Consider the following 18,822-nt stretch of genomic DNA (forward strand, 5'->3'; position numbering starts at 1 on the left):
CCATCTACGGGTATATACCCGCTTTATCGTGAACGAAGCGCCTCGGCGAGAGGCTTCGTCGGTTGTCAGTCCAGTCGCTCCAGTTCCGCCAGCAACGCCGCCAAGGCGCCGCTGCGCTCCTCGCCAAGGCGCCCGGCGAGACGCCGCTGCGCATCTTCCCAGGCCGGCGTTCCGCGCTCCAGGGCATCCAGCCCGGCAGGCGTCAGCTCGACCAGGCGGTTGCGCTGGTCCTCGCCACCGGTCAGGCGCAGCAGGCCGTCGCCTTCCAGCACCCGCAGGTTGCGACCGAGGGTGCTGCGGTCGAGTCCCATGGCTTCGGCGAGTTCGGAAATGCTCGGCCGGTCCAGGCGCCGCAGGTGCCGCAGCAGGGAAAACTGCGCCACCTTGAGGCCGGTATCGGCCAGCGCCTCGTCGTAGAAGCGGGAAACGCTGCGGGCGGCGCGACGCAGTTTGGTACAGAGGCATTGGGTCGGTAGCATGGATGCGTGTATATACCCGTACTTCTCGACGGTCAAGCGGATTGTCCGAACTGCCAACGCCGTCTGTTGCCCCTGCCAAGGCCGGACGCCGGGCGCTGGCCTATAACTCGCGCTGTCAGCGGCGACCGGGAGCACCCGGCGCCCTCCATCCATCGCCGAGGTAGCCATGCCCGTTTACAAAGCCCCGCTGCGCGACACGCGCTTCCTGCTCAACGAAGTCTTCGATTTCCCCGAGCATTACCGCAACCTGGTCAACGGAGCCGAAGCCACGCCGGACATGGTCGATGCGATCCTCGGCGAATGCGCGAAGCTCTGCGAGGAAGTAATCGCCCCGCTCTACCACAGCGGCGACGAGGAAGGCTGCCACCTGGAGAACGGCGAAGTACGGACGCCGAAGGGCTACAAGGAAGCCTACGAGGCCTACGTCGCCGGCGGCTGGCAGGGCCTCTCGCACCCGGTGGAGTACGGTGGCCAGGGCCTGCCGATGAGCCTCGGCGCGCTCAAGCAGGAGATGATGGGCACCGCCAACTGGCCGTTCTCCATGTATCCCGGCCTCTCCCTCGGCGCGATGAACACCCTGATGCAGCACGGCACCGAGGAACAGAAGCAGACCTACCTGGTTCCGCTCACCGAGGGCCGCTGGGGCGGCACCATGTGCCTCACCGAGCCGCAGTGCGGCACCGATCTCGGCCAGGTGAAGACCCGCGCCGAGGCCAACCCCGACGGTAGCTACGCCATCAGCGGGACGAAGATATTCATCTCTTCCGGCGAACACGACCTGACCGAGAACATCGTCCACATCGTCCTCGCCCGCCTGCCGGACGCACCGAAGGGCACCCGCGGCATTTCCCTGTTCATCGTGCCCAAGTTCCTTCCCGGCGAAGGCGGCGCGCTCGGCCCGCGCAACGGCGTGAGTTGCGGCGCGCTGGAGAAGAAGATGGGGATCAAGGCCTCGGCCACCTGCGTGATGAACTTCGACGGCGCCACCGGCTTCCTCATCGGACCGCCGAACAAGGGCCTGGAATGCATGTTCACCTTCATGAACAGCGCCCGCATCGGCACCGCCATCCAGGGCGTGGCCACCGCCGAGCTGGCCTACCAGGGCGCCCTCGCCTACGCCCGCGAACGCCGCTCCATGCGCGCGCTCTCCGGGACCAAGGAACCCGACCAGGTCGCCGACAGCCTGATGCACCACGGTGACGTGCGGCGCATGCTGCTGACCCAGAAAGCTATCGCCGAAGGCGGCCGGGCGCTGGTCTACCTGGCCACCCAGTACGCCGACCGGATGATCCAGGGCATCCTCAGCAACGACGACGCCGAATACGAACGCTGGGACGACAAGCTCGGCTTCCTCACGCCGATCCTCAAGGGCTGCCTGACCGAACTCGGCCTGGAAAGCGCCAACCTCGGCATGCAGGTGTTCGGCGGCCACGGCTATATCCGCGAACACGGCATGGAGCAGATCGTCCGCGACGCGCGGATCGCCACCCTCTACGAAGGCACCACCGGCATCCAGGCCCTCGACCTGCTCGGCCGCAAGGTCCTGCTGATGACCCAGGGCAAGGCCGTGCGCGACTTCACCAGGGGTGTGGCCCGGTTCGCCGTCGACCTGCTGAAGAACGAGCCGCGCATGCGCGGCCGCGCCCTGGTGCTGCTCAAGCTCTGCGCCCAATGGAACCTGCTGACCCTGCGCATTGCCCTCACCGCGCGCAAGCAACGCGATCTGGTGAGCACCGCCAGCCACGACTACCTGATGTTCTCCGGCTACGCCACGCTGGCCTATTCCTGGGCCCTCCAGGAAGCCGCTGCGCGCCGGCGACTGCGCCAGGGCGGCAGCGAGTCGGCGGACTTCTACAAGGCCAAGATCGCCACCAGCGAGTTCTACTTCGCCCGCCTGCTTCCGCGCGCCAAGGGCCACGCGGCGGCAATGGCGAAGCCGACGGGTTCGATCATGGACCTGAAGAGCGAGCACTTCGCCTTCGACTGAGGCGACCACCCGCAGCGCGCGCCAGCGGAGCCTCAGTCTCCGCTGGCGCCAGTCGGGGTCAGCAACAACGCACGAACGTCGTCGAGCATCGAGTCCCATTCCTCCTGGCCAATGTCCATCAGGCGGAAGTAGCGCAACATGAAAGCGCCCTCCACCGCCAGGAACGCCAGGCGCGCACGGCGTCCCTCAGGTGCGGACAGGTCCAGGCCTTCCAACCGGCTGCGATACCACTGGTTGCTGCCCTCCAGGTGCTCGGGAGCCTGGATCAGCGCCGCCATCAGCGCCGCCGCTTTGCTGCTGGACAGCTCGTCCGAACGCTGGGTCGCCTCGGCATGTGCGCGAACCCGCGTCAGTGGCGTCGGCTGCTTCCCTGCCACCGCTTCGAACAGGCTGTCGTAGGCCTTGCCCCAGCGCTCGAAGATCGCGTCGATCAGCGCATCCTTGGTACCGAAGCAGTACTGCACGCCGCCCTTGGTAATGCCCATTTCCTTCGCCACCGCATCGATGGTCAGGCCGGCCGCGCCTTCGCGGGCGATCACCGCCTCGGCGGCATCGAGCAACTGGTCACGGTCGATCGTTCGTCGGCGTCCCATGGCTACCTCTTGAGTTTAAATCCATACGTATGTATTTATATTTTCACGCGCCCGCCCGTGGCGCGCAATTCCCGTTATCCACGGCGAGCGATGAACCGTTCGCCACAGAGGTTATCCCATGTTCCGGCAGAACCGCTGGCTGGTCCTGGCCATCGTCTCCAGCGCCCTGTTCCTCATCATCATCGACATGACCGTGCTCTACACGGCCCTGCCGCGCCTGACCCACGACCTCGGCGCGACGGCCGCGGAGAAACTCTGGATCGTCAACGCCTATCCGCTGGTGGTCGCCGGCCTGCTGCCTGGCGCCGGCTTGCTCAGCGACCGCCTTGGCCACAAGCGGCTGTTCCTCGCCGGCCTGCCGCTGTTCGGCCTGGCCTCGCTGTGCGCCGCCTTCGCCCCCAGCGCCGCGGCGCTGATCGCCGCCCGCGCCGGGTTGGCGGTGGGCGCGGCACTGATGATGCCGGCGACCCTGTCGATCGTCCGCCATGTCTTCCAGGACGAACGCGAACGCGCCCTGGCCATCGGCATCTGGGCCTCCGTCGCCTCTGCCGGCGCGGCGCTGGGGCCGGTGGTCGGCGGCGTGCTGCTGGAGTTCTTCTGGTGGGGCTCGGTGTTCCTCATCAACGTCCCGGTGGTGGTCGTCGCTTTGTTGCTGGCGCTGCCGGCCATCCCGGCCTGCGGCGGCCAGTCGCGGCGCCCATGGGACGCCCTCGGCTCGCTGCAGATGATGTTCGGCCTGGTCGGGGTGGTGTATGCGATCAAGGAACTCAGCACACGCGCCCCGGACTTCGGGCTGGCCGTCCTCGCCGCGCTCGGCGGCATGCTCTGCCTGTACCTGTTCGTCCGCCGCCAGCGCCGCGCCCGCGAACCGATGATCGACTTCGCGCTGTTCCGCAACCGGCGCTTCGCCCGCGGCGTCGCGGTGGCCCTGGTGGCGACCATGGCGCTGGTCGGCATGGAACTGGTGTTCAGCCAGCACCTGCAACTGGTGCAGGGCCTGACGCCGCTGAAGGCCGGCCTGTTCGTCCTGCCGATCCCGCTGGCCTCGCTGGTGGTCGGGCCGCTGGCCGGCTGGCTGGTGCCGCGCTGGGGCGAGAACCGGGTGATGTGCGCCTCCCTGCTGCTCGGCAGCGCCGGATTGCTCGGCCTGGCCCTGTCCTACCAGTCCGCCACCGGAGCGCAACTGGCCAGCCTGGTGCTGCTCGGCGTCGGCTTCGGCGGCGCGATGACCGCCGCCTCCACCGCGGTGATGCTCAACGTGGACGAACAGAGTTCCGGAATGGCGGCCGCCATCGAAGACGTGTCCTACGAACTGGGCGGGGTGATCGGCGTGACCCTGCTCGGCAGCCTGATGAGTTTCGTCTACGGGATGTCGCTGAGGCTGCCCTCGGCCGAGCTGCCGGCGCGGGTCCGCGACAGCCTCGACGACGCCCTGTTGGTCGCCGAGGGCCTGACGCCGGAGGTCGCGTCGCGGCTCGTCGAGCTTGCCCGGCAGGCTTTCGACCAGGCCTTCGTCGCCGTGCTACTGGCCGCCGCCGCGCTGCTCTTCCTCAGCGCCATGGCGGTCCTGCGCCAGCCGCGTCCGGCTACAGAGCCAGCGCCACCAGCACCGCACACTCGGTAAGTTCAACCAGCGCGCCGGCGGTGTCCCCGGTGGTGCCGCCGAGGCGCGCGAGGAAACGGCTGCGCAGCCAGGCGAAGAGCATCAGCGTCACCAGCAACGCCAGCAGGCCGGCCAGGCCGAACGCCAGGGCCAGGCCGAAACTCACCCCCAGCACCCACGGCAGGCTGCGCGCCGGCAGGTGCTCGGCGATGGCCTGGCCGAGGCCGCCGGGGCGCGCGTAGGGCGTGGTCAGGAACAGCAGCGGCAGGCTGCTGCGCGCCAGCCACGGGGCCAGCGGCAACAACCCGGCCTCGCCCTGGCCGAGCAGCGCCGCCAGGGCGGAGAACTTCAACAACAGGACCAGTACCAGGACCACCACCGCCACCGGGCCGCTGCGCGGGTCCTTCATGATCGCCAGGGTCCGCTCGCGGTCGCCCAGCCCGCCGACCCAGGCGTCCGCCATGTCGGCCAGGCCGTCCAGGTGCAGCGCGCCGCTCAGCGCCACCCACAGGCTCAGCAGCAAGGCTGCCTGCAACAGCGGCGGCGTACCGTCGAGCGACCGCGCCGCGGCGTACAGCACGACGCCGATCAGCACCCCGACCAGTGGATAGCAGAGCACCGCGCGGCCGAACTGTTCCGGCGTCGGCATCGCCGACAGGCGCACCGGCAGGCGGGTGAGGAACTGCAAGGCGACCAGCAGTGAGCGCAAGGCTTCGCGCATGGCTATTCCCCTTCCCGGCATTCGTGCCAGCGATCGTCGCCCTCTCCGGCGCGCAGGCCGAACAGTGCGCCATGACCGACGTCCACCTGCAGCAAGTGCTCGCGCGGCAGGCCACGGGCGCGAGCGAGCAACAGACGGATGACGCCGCCATGGGTCACCAGCAGCACACGACGGCCGGCATGACGCTGGCGCAGGCGTCGCTGGGCGGCCAGCACCCGCGCCTCGAACTCGGACAGCGGCTCGCCGCCCGGCGGGGTAAAGGCGTAGGGATCGGCCCAGAAGCGGCCGAGCGCCTCGCTGTGGCCGTCCATCAGGGCGGCCGCCGAGCGCCCCTCCCAAGCGCCGAAATGCAGTTCGCGCAGATCGTTTTCCAGTTCCAGCTCGATCCCCTGGCGCTGCGCCAGTTCCTCGGCGAAGGCGCGGCAACGTTGCAATGGCGAGCTGACCAGCAGGTCCCAGCGTCCGCCTTCCACCGCCGTGCGCATCTGCGCCCAGCCACGCGCGGTCAAGGCGTCGTCGAGGCTGCCGCGGAAACCGCCGCCGGACTCGGTTTCGCCATGCCGCAGGAGGTCCAGGCGCAGGCTCATGCCGGGCGGTCCGAGACCGCCGCTTCGGCGAAGGTCGCCATCCCCGCGTGCAGCGCGCAGGCCTGGCGCAGCAGCGGCACCGCCAGCGCCGCGCCGCTGCCCTCGCCCAGGCGCAGGCCGAGGTCGAGCAGCGGTTGCGCCGCCAGGGCTTCGAGCACATGCCGATGGCCCGGCTCGGCACCACTGTGGGCGAACAGCAGCCAGTCGCGGCAGGCCGGGTTCAGGCGCACCGCGCAGAGCGCCGCGACGCTGCAGATGTAGCCGTCGACCAGGGCGACCATGCCTTTCTGCGCGCAGGCCAGGTAGGCGCCGGCCAGCGCGGCGATCTCCAGCCCACCGAGACGGCGGAGGGTTTCGAAGGGGTCGGCGCGATGGGCGCCGTGCAGGGCCAGGGCGCGCTCGATCACCGCGGTCTTGTGCGCCACGCCGCTGGCGTCCAGCCCGGTTCCCGGCCCGACCAGCGCGCTCGCCGGCGCATCCAGCAGCGCGCAGGCCATGGCCGCCGCCGCGGTGGTATTGCCGATGCCCATCTCGCCGCCGATGAACAGCTGGCTGCCGGCCTGCTCGGCGCGGCGCACGCTTTCGCGCCCGGCCTCGAGCGCCAGCAGGCACTGTTCGGCGCCCATCGCCGGGGCCTCGACGAAGTTCGCGGTACCCGCCGCCAGGCGCAGGTGGCGCACACCGGGCAAGGCTTCCAGGGGGACGGCGGTGCCCAGGTCGACCACCTCCAGGCCGGCGCCGAGTTCGCGCGCCAGCACGCTGATCGCCGCGCCGCCGCGGACGAAGTTGCGCAGCATCTCGCCGGTGACCGCCTGCGGATAGGCCGAGACGCCCTCGGCGACTACCCCGTGGTCGCCGGCGAAGACCGTCACCCAGAGCCTCTCCAGGCTCGGTCGTTCGCGCCCCTGCAACGCCGCCAGGTCGATCGCCACCTGCTCCAGGCGGCCCAGCGAGCCGCGCGGCTTGGTCAACCGGTCCTGGCGTTCGGCCGCGCGACGGCGCATCTGCGGGTCCGCCTCGCGGCAGGTGTCGCGCCACCATTGCAGACTCATAGCGGTTCTCCTTTCAACGGCATGGGCAGGCCGGCGACGGTGAAGGTCACCCGCTCGCAGCGTTCGGCGATGGCCTGGTGCAGCCAGCCGGCCTCGTCGACGTAGCGCCGGCTGAGTTCGCCCAGCGGCACCACGCCGAGCCCGGTTTCGTTGCTGACCAGGATGATCCGTCCCGGCAGCTCGCCGAGGCATTCCAGCAGCGCCTCGCGCTCGCCGTCGAGACGCTGGGGATCGTCGCAGAGCAGCAGGTTGGTCAGCCACAGGGTCAGGCAGTCGACCAGCAGGCAGCGTCCGGCCTCGGCCTCGCTGCGCAGCGTCGCCGCCAGCGCCAGGGGCTCTTCCAGGGTTCGCCAGTGGGCCGGGCGGCGCGCGCGGTGCTCGGCGATGCGCCGGCCCATTTCGCCGTCGCCGGCCTGGGCGGTGGCGATGTAGCTCACCGCCAGCCCGCTCTCGGCGGCCAGGCGCTCGGCCAGGCGGCTCTTGCCGGAACGGGCGCCGCCAAGGATCAGGTCACGCATGGGGTTCTCCGCAGAGGGCGAGCAATCGCCCGGTATCCAGGTGGCGCTCGACCAGGTCGGCGAGCCGCTCGATGTCGCGTTCGCGCAAGGCCTGGTAGTCCACCGCCTGGACCTCGCGCAGGCCGGCCCAGCGCAGCAGCGCCGAACAGGCCGCGGTGGATTCGAACAGGCCGTGCAGGTAGGTGCCCATGACGTTCCCGTCGACGCTGCGGGCACCATCCGCGCGGCCATCGTCGAGCACCACCGCCGGCCGCGCCAGGGCTTCGCCACGGGTGACTCCGGCATGGATCTCGTAGCCCGACAGCGGCGCATCCTCCAGGCTCAGGCGGCCCTGTACGTTGCGCAATTGCTTGTCCGCCTCCAGGGTCGTTTCCAACGCCAGCAGGCCGAGGCCAGCGCTGCTGCCGGCCGCGCCTTCCAGGCCGAGCGGATCGTGCAGGCGCTCGCCGAGCATCTGCAGGCCGCCGCAGATCCCCAGCAGGCGACCGCCGTAGCGCAGGTGACGGAGGATCGCCTCGTCCCAGCCACGCTCGCGCAGCGCCGCGAGGTCGGCGCGCACGCTCTTCGAGCCGGGCAGGACGATCAGGTCCGCCGACGGCAGCGCCTGGCCGGGGCCGACGAAGCTCAACTCGACCTGGGGGTGCAGGCGCAGCGGATCGAAATCGGTGTGGTTGCTGATCCTCGGCAGCACCGGCACCACCACCTTCAGGCGCGGCCCGACCTTGGCCGCCTGGCGCGTGTCGATGGCGTCCTCCGCCTCCAGGTGCAGGTCGCTGACATAGGGCAGCACGCCGAGCACCGGCTTGCCGGTGCGCGCCTCCAGCCAGTCGAGGCCAGGTTGCAGCAGGGCGATGTCGCCGCGGAAACGATTGATGACGAAGCCCCTGACCCGCTCCCGCTCCGAGTCGGAGAGCAGTTCCAGGGTGCCGACCAGGTGGGCGAAGACCCCGCCGCGGTCGATATCGGCGACCAGGATCACCGGACAGTCCACCGCTTCGGCGAAGCCCATGTTGGCGAGGTCGTTGGCGCGCAGGTTGATCTCCGCCGGCGAGCCGGCGCCCTCCACCATCACCACCCGGTAGGCGGCGGCGAGCCGCCCATGGGAAGCCAGCACCGCTTCCATCGCCACGCGCTTGTAGTCGTGGTAGGCGGCGGCGTCCATGCTGGTCACCGCGCGGCCATGGATGATCACCTGGGCGCCGATGTCGGTGTTCGGCTTGAGCAGCACCGGGTTCATGTCGGTGTGCGGCGCCAGCCGACAGGCCTGGGCCTGGACCGCCTGGGCGCGGCCGATCTCGCCGCCGTCGGCGGTGACCGCGCTGTTCAGCGCCATGTTCTGCGGCTTGAACGGCACCACCGCGACGCCGCGCCGGGCCAGCCAGCGGCACAGCGCGGTCACCAGGGTGCTCTTGCCGGCGTCCGAGGTGGTGCCCTGGACCATCAGGGTCCGTCCGCGATCACTCATGAGCAGGCTCCTTGAAGCCGAGCAGCGCGGCATCGAGCCGGGCCCAGGCGGCCTCGTCGGCGGGCAGGCCGAGGCGCAGGCTGGCCGGCTGCTCGAATTGGCGGGTGAGGATGCCGCGCCGCGCCAGGTAGTCGTGCAACGCCGCGCAGCGTGGATCGACCAGGCGCTGGAACAGCGCGCTGCCGCCCGCCGGCGGCCAGCCGTGGCGGCGCAGCAGTTCCTCCAGGCGCTGGCTGGCGGCCAGCAGGCGCTCGCGCTGCTGGCGCTGTTGCTGGCGGTCGCGCAAGGCACTCTGGGCCACATGGCGCACCGGGCCATTGACCGTCCACGGGCCGAGCTGCTCGGCCAGCGCCTGCAACAGCGGCCGTTCGCCGAGGGCGAAGCCGAGCCGCGCGCCGGCCAGGCCGAAGAACTTGCCGAACGAGCGCAGCACGATCAATCCGGGCCGGTTGCTGCAGGCCGCCAGGCTCGACTGCGGGGTGCAGTCCATGAACGCCTCGTCGACCAGCAGCCAGCCGCCGCGACGTTGCAGGCGGGCATGCCAGGCCAGCAGCTCGGCGGGCTCGAAGACCCGCCCGGTGGGGTTGTTCGGGTTGACCACCAGCAGCACGTCGAGGCTGTCGAGATAGGGCTCGACCTCGGCCTCGCCGATCTCCCGCACCAGGTGCCCGGCCTGGCGCCAGGCGTGGGCGTGCTCGGCGTAGCACGGCGACAGGACGCCGACCCGCCCGCCCCGCCGCAACCTTGGCAGGGCCTGGATCGCCGCCTGGCTGCCGGCCAGCGGCAATACCCGTTCGGCGCCGTAGTAGAGGCAGGCGGCGGCTTCCAGGCCGTCGTCGCTCTCCGGCAGGCGGGTCCAGGCCTGCTCGGGGATCGCCGGCAGCGGAAACGGCCAGGGCGCGATGCCGGTGGACAGGTCCAGCCAGTCCGCCAGCGGAATGTCGTAGCGGCGCGCCGCCTCGCGCAACCGCCCTCCGTGTTCAAGCATGCAGCCACCCCATGGCCCAGAGTCCGGCCAGCACCAGCAGCCAGAGCAGCACGCCCTGGCGCACCAGCGCCAGGGCCCGATAGATGTCGCGGCCCTGCGGCTGCGGGCCGCTGCCGAGGAGCGGCCGCTGGTGCAGCTCGCCGTGGTAGATCGCCGCGCCGCCCAGGGAAACCCCCAGCGCACCGGCGCCGGCGGCCATCACCGGGCCGGCGTTGGGGCTGTCCCATTGCGGCGCCTGCTCGCGCCAGCAGCGCAGGGCCTGGCGGGTGTCACCGAGCAGCGCGTAGGTCAGCGCCACCAGCCGCGCCGGCAGGTAGTTGAGGATGTCGTCGATCTTCGCCGCGGCCCAGCCGAAGCGCTCGAAGCGCGCGTTGCGGTAGCCCCACATCGCGTCCAGGGTATTGCTCAGGCGATACAGCACCACCCCCGGCGCGCCGGCCACGGCGAACCAGAACAGGGCGGCGTAAACCGCGTCGCTGCCGTTCTCCAGTACCGATTCGGTGGCCGCGCGGGCGACCCCGGCCTGGTCCAGTTCGCGGGTATCGCGGCTGACCAGGTAGCCGACACGTCGCCGCGCCTCGTCCAGGTCGCCGGCGCGCAAGGCCAGCGCCACCGGTTCGGCGTGCTCGCCGAGGCTGCGCAGGCCGAGCGCGGCGTACAGCGCCAGGGCCTGGACCAGCCAGCCGAGGTAGGGAAGTTCAGCGAGCGCCCAGGCCAGCAGGGTCAGCGGCAGTACCGCGAGGACCCAGGCGGTCACCCCGTGGCTGCGCCAGCCGACCCCGGGATCACCCTCGCCGGCCAGGCGCGAGCGGTTGAAACGGCGCTCCAGGCGCTCGGCCAGGCGGCCGAAGGCGACCAGCGGGTGCCAGCCCTGCGGCTCGCCGAAGCGCGCATCCAGCGCCACGCCGAGGATACCCAGCAGTGCGCTCATGCTCGCTCGCCCCAACGGTTCTGGTAGACCAGCTCGGCCAGCGGACGCGGTTCGCTCCAACCCTCCAGCGCCAGCATCGGCGCCGGGTAGAACTCCGCCACCGGGCCCAGGCAGAGCACCGCCACCGCCTCGCTGCCGGGCGGCAGGCCGAGCAACTCGCCCAGCGCGGCCGGATCGAACAACGATACCCAGCCCATCCCCAGGCCCTCGGCGCGACTGGCCAGCCAGAGGTTCTGGATCGCGCAGGCGAGCGACGCCAGGTCCATCTGCGGCAGGGTCCGGCGACCGAACACATGGCGTTCGCGGTCGTCCATCAGGGCGGCGACCAGCAGTTCGGCGCAATCCAGCACGCCCTCGACCTTGAGCCGCATGAACTCGTCGGAGCGCTCGCCGAGGGCTTCGGCGGTACGTCCGCGTTCCTCCTCGACCAGCCCGTGGATGGCCCGGCGCAACGCCGGCTCGGTGATACGGATGAAGCGCCAGGGTTGCATCAGGCCGACGCTGGGCGCCTGGTGCGCGGCCTCCAGCAGCCGCGCGAGCAGCTCCGGCGCCACGCTGCCGCCGCTGAAGTGGCGCATGTCGCGGCGCTCGGCGATGGCCCGGTAGACGGCGGCGCGTTCCGTGGCGCTGAAGGCGTGAGAAGAATCGGACATGTCAGTCGGCGTCTCGCGCGGGCGCCAGCAACGCGGCGGCGGCCTGCGGGTTGGAAGGCAGGTAGAAATGGATATAGGAAGCCGTCAGCCGGCCAAGACGGAACACCGCCTCCGCCGTGTTCCGGCCGTTCGGGCAGACGCCACGGGCCAGAGGCTCGACGGCGCAGTCGAGGGTCGAGTGATGGAAGGTATGCCCGCGCAGCCGCCCTTCCGGCAGCTCGACCTCCTGCAAGGCCAGGGCGGTCAGGCGCTTCTGCAGGCGCGCCCGGCCCGGCAGCAGGCCGAGCAGTTCGCCGCGCTCGCCGTCGGCGTCTTCCAGGCAGTCGAGCAGGTAGAGCATGCCGCCGCACTCGGCCAGCAGCGGCTTGCCGGCGGCATGGTGGGCTCGGATCGCCTCGGCCATGGCGCGATTGCCCTGCAGGCGCCCCAGGTGCAGTTCGGGATAGCCGCCCGGCAGGTACAGGCTGTCCACGGCGGGCAACGCCTGGTCCTGCAGCGGCGAGAAGAACGCCAGCTCGGCGCCGAGTTCGCGCAGCAGGTCGAGATTGGCCTGGTAGAGGAAGGCGAACGAGGCGTCGCGGGCCACGCCGATGCGCACGCCTTCCAGGCTGCGTTGCAGCGGCGCCGGAGCGGGCACCTCGAAGGTCACCGGCTCCGGCAGGTCGGTCTCGGCGCTGGCCCGCAAGGCATCGGCGGCGGCGTCCAGGCGCGCATCGAGATCGGCCAGTTCCTCGGCCTGGACCAGGCCCAGGTGGCGGCTCGGCAGTTCGAATTCGGCCGAGCGCGGCAGGCCGCCGAACCAGCGCATGCCAGGCGGCAGGCAATCGCGCAGGATGTCGCTGTGGCGTTGGCTGCCGACGCGGTTGCCGAGCACTCCGGAAAACGGCAGGTCCGGCTGGAAATGCGCCAGGCCGTAGGCCAGCGCGCCGAAGGTCTGGGCCATCGCCGCGCCGTTGATCACCCCCAGCACCGGCACGCCGAAACGCCGCGCCAGGTCTGCCGCCGAGGGGTTGCCATCGAACAGGCCCATCACCCCTTCGATGAGGATCAGGTCGGCCTCGCCGGCGGCCCGCGCCAGCAGGCGTCGCGCTTCGGCCTCGCCGACCATCCACAGGTCGAGCTGGTAGACCGGCGCGCCGGAGGCGCGGGCGAGGATCATCGGGTCGAGGAAATCCGGCCCGCACTTGAACACCCGTACCCGCCGCCCCTGGCGCGCATGCAGGCGGGCCAGGGCGGCGGTGACGGTGGTCTTGCCCTGGCCGGAGGCCGGGGCGGCGATCAGCAGGGCCGGACAGCGTGCCTGGGTCATGGGCGAAGCGTCTCCGCGCATGGCGCCGGCATCAGAATTCCACTCCTTTCTGCGCCTTGATCCCGGCCTTGAACGCGTGCTTGACCAGGCTCATCTCGGTCACCGTGTCGGCGGCCTCGACCATCCCCGGCTGCGCGCCGCGGCCGGTCACCACCACATGCTGCATGGCCGGGCGCGCCTGGATGTCGGCGAGGACCCTGTCCAGTTCCAGGTAGCCGTGCTTGAGGGCGATGTTCAATTCGTCCAGCACCACCAGGCCCACGTCCGGGTCGGCCAGCAATTGCGCGGCGACCTTCCAGGCTGCCTCGGCCTTGGCGATGTCGCGCTGGCGGTCCTGGGTCTCCCAGGTGAAGCCCTCGCCCATCACGTGGTAGCTGACTTCCTCGGGGAAGCGCCGGAAGAAGGCTTCCTCGCCGGTGCTGGCGGCGCCCTTGATGAACTGCACGACACCGACCTTCATGCCATGGCCCAGGGCCCGCGCGACCATGCCGAAGGCCGAGCTGCTCTTGCCCTTGCCGTTGCCGCTATGCACCAGGAGCACGCCGCGTTCGTCGCGGGCCTGGGCGATCTTCTCGTCGACCACGGCCTTCTTGCGCTCCATCCGCTCGCGGTGGCGCTGGTCCTTCTCAGGGGATTCGTTCATCGTCGATCACTCCTTGCGGCGACGCGGCCGCGCCGTCGCCTCGTTCATTCGAAATACCCGGCCTCACAGAGCCTGGTAGCGCACGCTGAGGTAGACCGCCTGGCCAGGCTGGTTGTAGCCATACGCGGTTTCGTAGTCGGCACCGAACAGGTTGGCGATCCGGCCCTGCAGGCGCCATTCGTCGTTCAGCCGGTACTCGCTGCGCAGGTCGAGGGTGGCGTAGCCGCCCAGGCGCACCTCGTTGGCCGGGTCATCATAGCGTCGGCCTTCGGCGTGCACGCTGGCGCCCAGCGAAAGACGCTCGAAGCGCCGGTCCAGTTCCAGGTTGAACATCCGCTGCGCCCGGCGCGGCAGTTCGTTGCCGTCGTTGACGCCGCCGGAACGGTTTTGCGGGTCGAGGAAGGTCGCGTTGGCGTTCCAGTCCCAGCCCAGCCACTGGCTGCCGAGGACCAGTTCGACGCCACGGATGCGCGCTTCGTCGATGTTGAACGGCACATAAAGCCCCTGACGGGTTGTATAGGTGATCAGCGAGTCGATGTCCGTACGATAGGCATTCACCGCCCAGTGCCCCCAGTCGTGCGTACCGCTGAGACCGACCTCCAGGCTGCGCGAAGTCTCGGCGTCCAGGTCGGGATTGCCGTAGTCGGGGAGGTAGAGTTCGTTGAAGGTCGGCGCCTTGAACGCCGTCCCGTAGCTGACGGTGAAGCGCAGCGCGTCGCTCAGCGCGTAGCCCCAGGCGGCGCTGCCGGTGTCGTGCACGCCGAACTGCTGGTTGTCGTCGCGGCGCAGGCTCAGTTGCCAATCCTGGCGACCGTACCGGCCGAGGTACTGGGCGAACCAGCCTTTGTTCAGCCGCGAGTCGACGCTGAAGGCTTCGCTGCTGCTGATCTCGTCCTTCTGCCAGTCGTAGCCGAGGGTCAGCACATGGCCTTCGGCCAGGGTCAGGTCGTTCTGCCAGGACAGGCTGTCGCGACGGGTATCGAAGCGCGAGTAGAAACGGCCATCCTGATAGGCATCGGCCTTCTCCTCGCTGCGCCCTGCCTGGAGGGTCACCAGCCAGGGATCGAGCGGAGTGAAGCGGGCACGGCCGCCGACCAGGTTCTGCTCGCCGTCGGCGTTGGTATTGAAACCAGAGTTGCCGAAAACCTGGTCATAGTCGTTGTGCGACTTGGCCCTGAGCAGCGTGCCGTCGAGTTCCAGGCCATTGTCGAAGCGATAGCCGCCGCGCAGGTTGCCGGACAGGTTGCGGTAGCCGTCTCGGTCTGGCTCATAGCCCGCAGTACTGGCGCGCTTGGTGTTGATCCCCGCCGTATCGAAACTGCTCACCCCGAGGCTGTACCAGCCGTTGCCAGCGCCGCCGCTGACCCCGGCGCTGCCCTCCAGGGTGTGATGGGTGCCGTAACCGGCGGAGAAGAACGGCTTGGCGCCCTGGCCGTCGCCGCGCCGGGTGAAGATCTGGATCACCCCGCCGATGGCCTCCGAGCCGTACAGGCTGGAACGCGGCCCGCGGACCACCTCGATGCGCTCGATCAGCTCCACCGGCAAGTCCTGGAACGCGGTGAGGCCAGCGCTGGCCGAGCCGACCTTGATGCCGTCGATCAGCACCAGCACATGGTCGGACTCGGTGCCGCGCAGGAACAGCGTGGTGTTCTTGCCGAAACCGCCGTTGTTCGCCAGCGACACGCCGGGTACCTGGCGCAACAGCTCCGGCACGCTGCGCGCCTGGCTGCGCTCGATATCCTCGCGGTCGATGACGCTCACCGCCGCCAGGCTCTGGGAAGCGGTCTGGGCGGTACGGGTGGCGGTCACCACCTGGTCGGCAAGGCTGACCGGTTCGGCCAGGCTCAGGGAAGACGCGCCGCACAGCGCCACGGCTGCCGGGGTCAGGAAAACTCTGTTCATGCTCTGCGCTGCTCCGTCGCTCTCACCCGCGCGACCTGGGTTGAGGCAGACGGAGGACGAAGCGACGGCAGGAGACGTCCGACAGCGCCCTCCGCGATGCCGTGGGTGCGTCAGGCCGGTCTCCGGGCTCGCGAGCGAAGCGCTGGACGCTTCCAGCCGCGCCTTCCCATGCCGGAGCACAGTGGTCATCGAGCGGCTGTCTGATTCGCCTACCGTTGCGGGGGCAGCGCTGGCCTGGTTCCGACGGAACGCACCAGCTTCCCTGTTTCACCCCTTGCGGGGCACCTGTCGCAAGGCGCGCAGCTTAGTGGTTCGGGGCTTGCGCGGTCAATGTGGGCGGCCACCGCAGAACTAGCGCCCGGCTCCGGGGAGCGGGTCCGTGCGCAGCGCCGTCCCGGCCGGAGCATGGCTGCGGCACCACTGCCGCCAGGTGGCCTGCAACTGCACCAGCGCGGCGCCGGCCAGCTCGCCGCGTTCGCTGCCGGCCAGCGGGCTGGCGGCCAGGGCCTTGAGCAGGCGCGCGGTCGGCGGGTCGAGGGCGTGTTCACGCTCGGCCCGCGGGCCATCGCCCAGCAGCGCCAGGCGCAGGCGCCGCAGGTAACGGTCGCGGGCCTGCGCCAGGGACGCCGGGACCTCCTCCAGGCACTGCCGCAGGTAGAGCAGCTCGTCGCCGAAGTCGAGTCCCATCAGGCCGTCCGACCAGGGCTGGCGGCGCCCCTCCGGCAAACGGTCGTAGCGCTGCGCCAGGCGGATCAGGCGATCCGCGGTGCGCCCGCCGAACCAGGCCTCGGCCTGCGCCGGCGAGCGCAGGGTGAGCCGCGCCAGGTCGCCGAGGGTGGCCTGCAGCATGCGCCGGTAATGGCGTTCGCCCGGCCGCAGGCTGACCAGGTTGAACACCAGCACGGCGAAGGCCACCCCGAGCACCGTCGACAGGGCGTTGTTAAGGAAGTGCGCGAGGTCGTAGCTCATGCTGTTGCTCGGCGCGACGTTCTTCACGAAGAAGATGCAGAACGGCGAGGCGATCCCGGCCAGGCTCGCCCGGTTCACGCACAGCGCGGCGAAGAACAGCGGTACGCCCAGGCCCAGGCAAAGCAGCGGGAAGCCGTCCACGCCGGGCAGGTAGAACAGTGCGACGAAGCCGGCCAGCGGGATCGACAGGAGAATCCCGCGAAGGAAGTTCAGGCCGGCCTGGGCCGGGTTGTCGCGGCTGGCGAAGAGACTCAGCACCACGCCGGTGATCGACACCGCGCCCAACCCGCTCGGCCAGGCGCTGGCCAGCCAGAACGCGGCTACGCAGAGGAACGCCAGGGCGCTGCGCAGGCCGAACAGCACGCCGCGCTCGATGTCCCGGTGCCAGGCGATGGCGCCCGGCGCCTGGCGGGTGGGCGCGCCATAGACCAGCGCCTCGACGCTGCGCCCGGCCGCCCTCGCCTCGCCGAGCAGGCGTTCGAGGCAGACCAGGCACAGGTGCAACTGTCCGTGCGCCGCGTCCAGCGCCAGGCGCAAGCGCTGCCGGCAGGCCTCGAACTCGGCCTGGCGGCCCTCGCGCAACAGTGCCTCGAGTTCTTCCAGCCAGGGCTGCAAGGCGTGCGCGCTGGCCGGATCGAGCAGCCTCCGCTCGCGAGCCACCTTGCGCGCCGCGCGCAGCAGGCCGAGCAGGTCGAGGCCAAGCACGCGCAAGGCCTGGGAACGGGCGCGGCCGAGCGCGCCCTCGAACCAGGCGTGGTCGCGCTGGGCGTCCGCCGCGGCGATCCGCCCCAGCGCCGCAAGCAGCTCGCCGCGTTCGTCGGCGCCGCGCAGCTCCGCCGCGGCCGCCTGCAAGCCGGCCTCCCAGGCCGCCTTGCCCTGGTTCGCCAACTGGCGTTCCAGGCGCCGCGGCCAGAGCAGCACATTCACCAGCGCCGCGCAGAGGATGCCCAGGCCGATCTCCGAGCAGCGGGCCACCGCCTGGTCGAACACCGTCGCCGGATCGGCGCTGGCCGGCAGGGCGACGATCGCCGCGGTGTAGCCGGCCAGGACGAAACCGTAGGACGCATGGTTGTGCAGCAGCGACGCGCCGGCGGTGCAGAACGCCAGCCAGAGCGCCATCAGCAGGAGGAAGGGCAGCGATGCCTGGCCATAGAGCGCGACCATGCCGATGGACACCAGCGCACCGGCGCAGGTGCCGATCAGGCGGAACATGCCCTTGGCCAGGACCATGCCGCTATAGGGCTGGCTGACCACGAACACCGTCATCAATGCCCATTGCGGCTGCTCCAGCTCCAGGCTGAAGGCCAGGTACAGGGCCAACCCGCCGGCCAGCAGGGCCTTCACGGCGAACTGCAGTTCGTGCAGGCGCGGGCACAGCAGCACCTGCACCAGGTCGGAGGAAAAGAAGGAAGGCTTGGCCATCGCGGACGCCCCGAAATACATGAGCGAGCGAATTATTAGCAAGCTAATTTCTATTGTCCAGCCTCTCCGCGAACTTTCCGGAAGAGCGTTTCGCCCTGCGAAACATGCGCCACGGAGGCCCACTGGAGCCGACCAACACGCCTGCGCAGAAGGCGCCAACTGGCAGCAGCACGCGCCAAGCGTTCGTATACAATATCCCGCACGTATCCCATGCCATGCAGGTTGTCCCGCTTGCCTCTCTCCATGCTCAACGCCCCTAACCTGGGCATCGCCCCTTCGGCCTCCGAGATCATCGCCAAGCACCTGCGCGAAGCGATCATCGCCGGGCATTTCGCCGAGGACGAACCGATCCGCCAGGACGACATCGCGCAACTCTTCAATGTCAGCAAGATTCCCGTCCGCGAGGCCCTCAAGCGCCTGGAGGCGGAAGGCCTGGTGCTGTTCCAGCGCAACAAGGGCGCGGTGGTGACGCGTATTTCCGAACCGGAACTGGCGCAGATGTTCGAAGTGCGGGTGCTGCTCGAGGCGCAGGCGATCCGCCTGGCGGTGCCGAACATGAACGAGACCACCTTCGCCCGCGCCGAGGCGATCTGCGCCGACTTCGTCGGCGAAGACAACGTCGGCCGCTGGGCCGAACTCAACTGGCAACTGCACGCCTGCCTCTACGAACCGGCACAGCGGCCGTTCCTGGTCAACCTGATCCGCTCCATCCACGACAAGCTGGAACGTTACCTGCGCATGCAGATGAGCCTGTCCGAAGGCAAGCAGCGCGCCGACCAGGAACACCGCGAGATCGTCGCCGCCTGTCGCGCCGGCGATGCCGAACGGGCCGCGGCACTGATCGAGGCACATATCGTCGGGGTCTGCCGGACCCTCTACGAACACCTGCCGAACCGCCCGGCCAGCACCTGAGCCGGGCCATCCCGGCTATGCCGCTTTCGTCATCCGCCTGAGTGAAAACCCTCAAGCGCCCCGCCCCGCCGAAACGCCACCCTGTGGC

At 70.2% G+C, this 18,822-nt stretch carries 17 protein-coding genes and 1 riboswitch; of the genes, 3 read left to right on the plus strand and 14 right to left on the minus strand.

Annotated features, from left to right (window positions below; all coding sequences use genetic code 11):
• Positions 1–65: 65 nt before the first annotated feature.
• The gene (locus AC1RB9_RS19160; RefSeq protein WP_003123092.1) at positions 66–515 is read right to left on the minus strand and encodes a MarR family winged helix-turn-helix transcriptional regulator; all 450 of its coding nucleotides are present in this window, start codon (positions 513–515) and stop codon (positions 66–68) included.
• Between the two features lie 130 nt (positions 516–645).
• On the opposite strand from AC1RB9_RS19160, the gene AC1RB9_RS19165 reads away from it, so the two are divergent.
• A complete protein-coding gene (locus AC1RB9_RS19165; RefSeq protein WP_003109278.1) occupies positions 646–2,466 on the plus strand; it encodes an acyl-CoA dehydrogenase C-terminal domain-containing protein in 1,821 nt (606 codons plus the stop codon).
• Between the two features lie 32 nt (positions 2,467–2,498).
• On the opposite strand, the gene AC1RB9_RS19170 is transcribed toward AC1RB9_RS19165, so the two are convergent.
• Positions 2,499–3,059, minus strand: a complete 561-nt coding sequence (locus AC1RB9_RS19170) for a TetR/AcrR family transcriptional regulator (RefSeq protein WP_003449464.1) — start codon at positions 3,057–3,059, stop codon at positions 2,499–2,501.
• 118 nt (positions 3,060–3,177) lie between these two features.
• On the opposite strand from AC1RB9_RS19170, the gene AC1RB9_RS19175 reads away from it, so the two are divergent.
• Positions 3,178–4,683: an MFS transporter gene (locus AC1RB9_RS19175; protein WP_003449461.1), complete on the plus strand. Its 1,506-nt coding sequence runs from the start codon at positions 3,178–3,180 to the stop codon at positions 4,681–4,683.
• Here AC1RB9_RS19175 and AC1RB9_RS19180 read toward each other — a convergent pair.
• The 12 genes from AC1RB9_RS19180 to AC1RB9_RS19235 all read right to left on the minus strand — a co-directional run bounded on the left by AC1RB9_RS19180 (position 4,646) and on the right by AC1RB9_RS19235 (position 17,822).
• The gene (locus AC1RB9_RS19180) at positions 4,646–5,383 is read right to left on the minus strand and encodes an adenosylcobinamide-GDP ribazoletransferase (protein ID WP_003086787.1); all 738 of its coding nucleotides are present in this window, start codon (positions 5,381–5,383) and stop codon (positions 4,646–4,648) included. The two genes, AC1RB9_RS19175 and AC1RB9_RS19180, sit on opposite strands and share 38 nt — an antisense overlap.
• A gap of 2 nt (positions 5,384–5,385) precedes the next feature.
• The gene (gene cobC, locus AC1RB9_RS19185) at positions 5,386–5,970 is read right to left on the minus strand and encodes an alpha-ribazole phosphatase family protein (protein ID WP_003112355.1); all 585 of its coding nucleotides are present in this window, start codon (positions 5,968–5,970) and stop codon (positions 5,386–5,388) included.
• Positions 5,967–7,022, minus strand: a complete 1,056-nt coding sequence (gene cobT / locus AC1RB9_RS19190) for a nicotinate-nucleotide--dimethylbenzimidazole phosphoribosyltransferase (protein ID WP_003449459.1) — start codon at positions 7,020–7,022, stop codon at positions 5,967–5,969. The genes cobC and cobT overlap by 4 nt, the downstream gene beginning before the upstream one ends.
• Positions 7,019–7,540 (minus strand): bifunctional adenosylcobinamide kinase/adenosylcobinamide-phosphate guanylyltransferase, encoded by a 522-nt coding sequence (gene cobU / locus AC1RB9_RS19195; RefSeq protein ID WP_003082599.1) that lies wholly within the window; start codon positions 7,538–7,540, stop codon positions 7,019–7,021. The genes cobT and cobU overlap by 4 nt, the downstream gene beginning before the upstream one ends.
• Positions 7,533–9,005 carry a cobyric acid synthase gene (locus AC1RB9_RS19200; RefSeq protein ID WP_003449458.1) on the minus strand — a complete coding sequence of 491 codons (1,473 nt, stop codon included), beginning with the start codon at positions 9,003–9,005 and terminating at the stop codon, positions 7,533–7,535. The genes cobU and AC1RB9_RS19200 overlap by 8 nt, the downstream gene beginning before the upstream one ends.
• Positions 8,998–9,993, minus strand: coding sequence for a threonine-phosphate decarboxylase CobD (cobD, locus tag AC1RB9_RS19205; protein WP_003133501.1), 996 nt, complete (start codon positions 9,991–9,993; stop codon positions 8,998–9,000). The genes AC1RB9_RS19200 and cobD overlap by 8 nt, the downstream gene beginning before the upstream one ends.
• A complete protein-coding gene (gene cbiB, locus AC1RB9_RS19210; protein WP_003449457.1) occupies positions 9,986–10,924 on the minus strand; it encodes an adenosylcobinamide-phosphate synthase CbiB in 939 nt (312 codons plus the stop codon). Before cbiB ends, cobD begins: the two co-directional genes overlap by 8 nt.
• Positions 10,921–11,577, minus strand: coding sequence for a 5,6-dimethylbenzimidazole synthase (gene bluB, locus AC1RB9_RS19215; protein ID WP_003082592.1), 657 nt, complete (start codon positions 11,575–11,577; stop codon positions 10,921–10,923). Before bluB ends, cbiB begins: the two co-directional genes overlap by 4 nt.
• Position 11,578: 1 nt before the next feature.
• The gene (locus tag AC1RB9_RS19220) at positions 11,579–12,886 is read right to left on the minus strand and encodes a cobyrinic acid a,c-diamide synthase CobB (protein WP_003082590.1); all 1,308 of its coding nucleotides are present in this window, start codon (positions 12,884–12,886) and stop codon (positions 11,579–11,581) included.
• A gap of 31 nt (positions 12,887–12,917) precedes the next feature.
• Positions 12,918–13,529, minus strand: coding sequence for a cob(I)yrinic acid a,c-diamide adenosyltransferase (gene cobO / locus AC1RB9_RS19225; RefSeq protein WP_003082589.1), 612 nt, complete (start codon positions 13,527–13,529; stop codon positions 12,918–12,920).
• Between the two features lie 63 nt (positions 13,530–13,592).
• Positions 13,593–15,431 carry a TonB-dependent vitamin B12 receptor gene (gene btuB, locus AC1RB9_RS19230; protein ID WP_003449456.1) on the minus strand — a complete coding sequence of 613 codons (1,839 nt, stop codon included), beginning with the start codon at positions 15,429–15,431 and terminating at the stop codon, positions 13,593–13,595.
• A gap of 96 nt (positions 15,432–15,527) precedes the next feature.
• Positions 15,528–15,735, minus strand: a riboswitch (cobalamin riboswitch).
• Positions 15,736–15,782: 47 nt separating this feature from the next.
• Positions 15,783–17,822, minus strand: a complete 2,040-nt coding sequence (locus AC1RB9_RS19235; RefSeq protein WP_024099999.1) for an FUSC family protein — start codon at positions 17,820–17,822, stop codon at positions 15,783–15,785.
• Positions 17,823–18,065: 243 nt separating this feature from the next.
• On the opposite strand from AC1RB9_RS19235, the gene AC1RB9_RS19240 reads away from it, so the two are divergent.
• Entirely contained in the window at positions 18,066–18,734 is a 669-nt protein-coding gene (locus AC1RB9_RS19240; protein ID WP_003082581.1) for a GntR family transcriptional regulator, read from the plus strand.
• Positions 18,735–18,822 lie beyond the last annotated feature (88 nt).

Source organism: Pseudomonas sp. 20-5 (assembly GCF_056782835.1).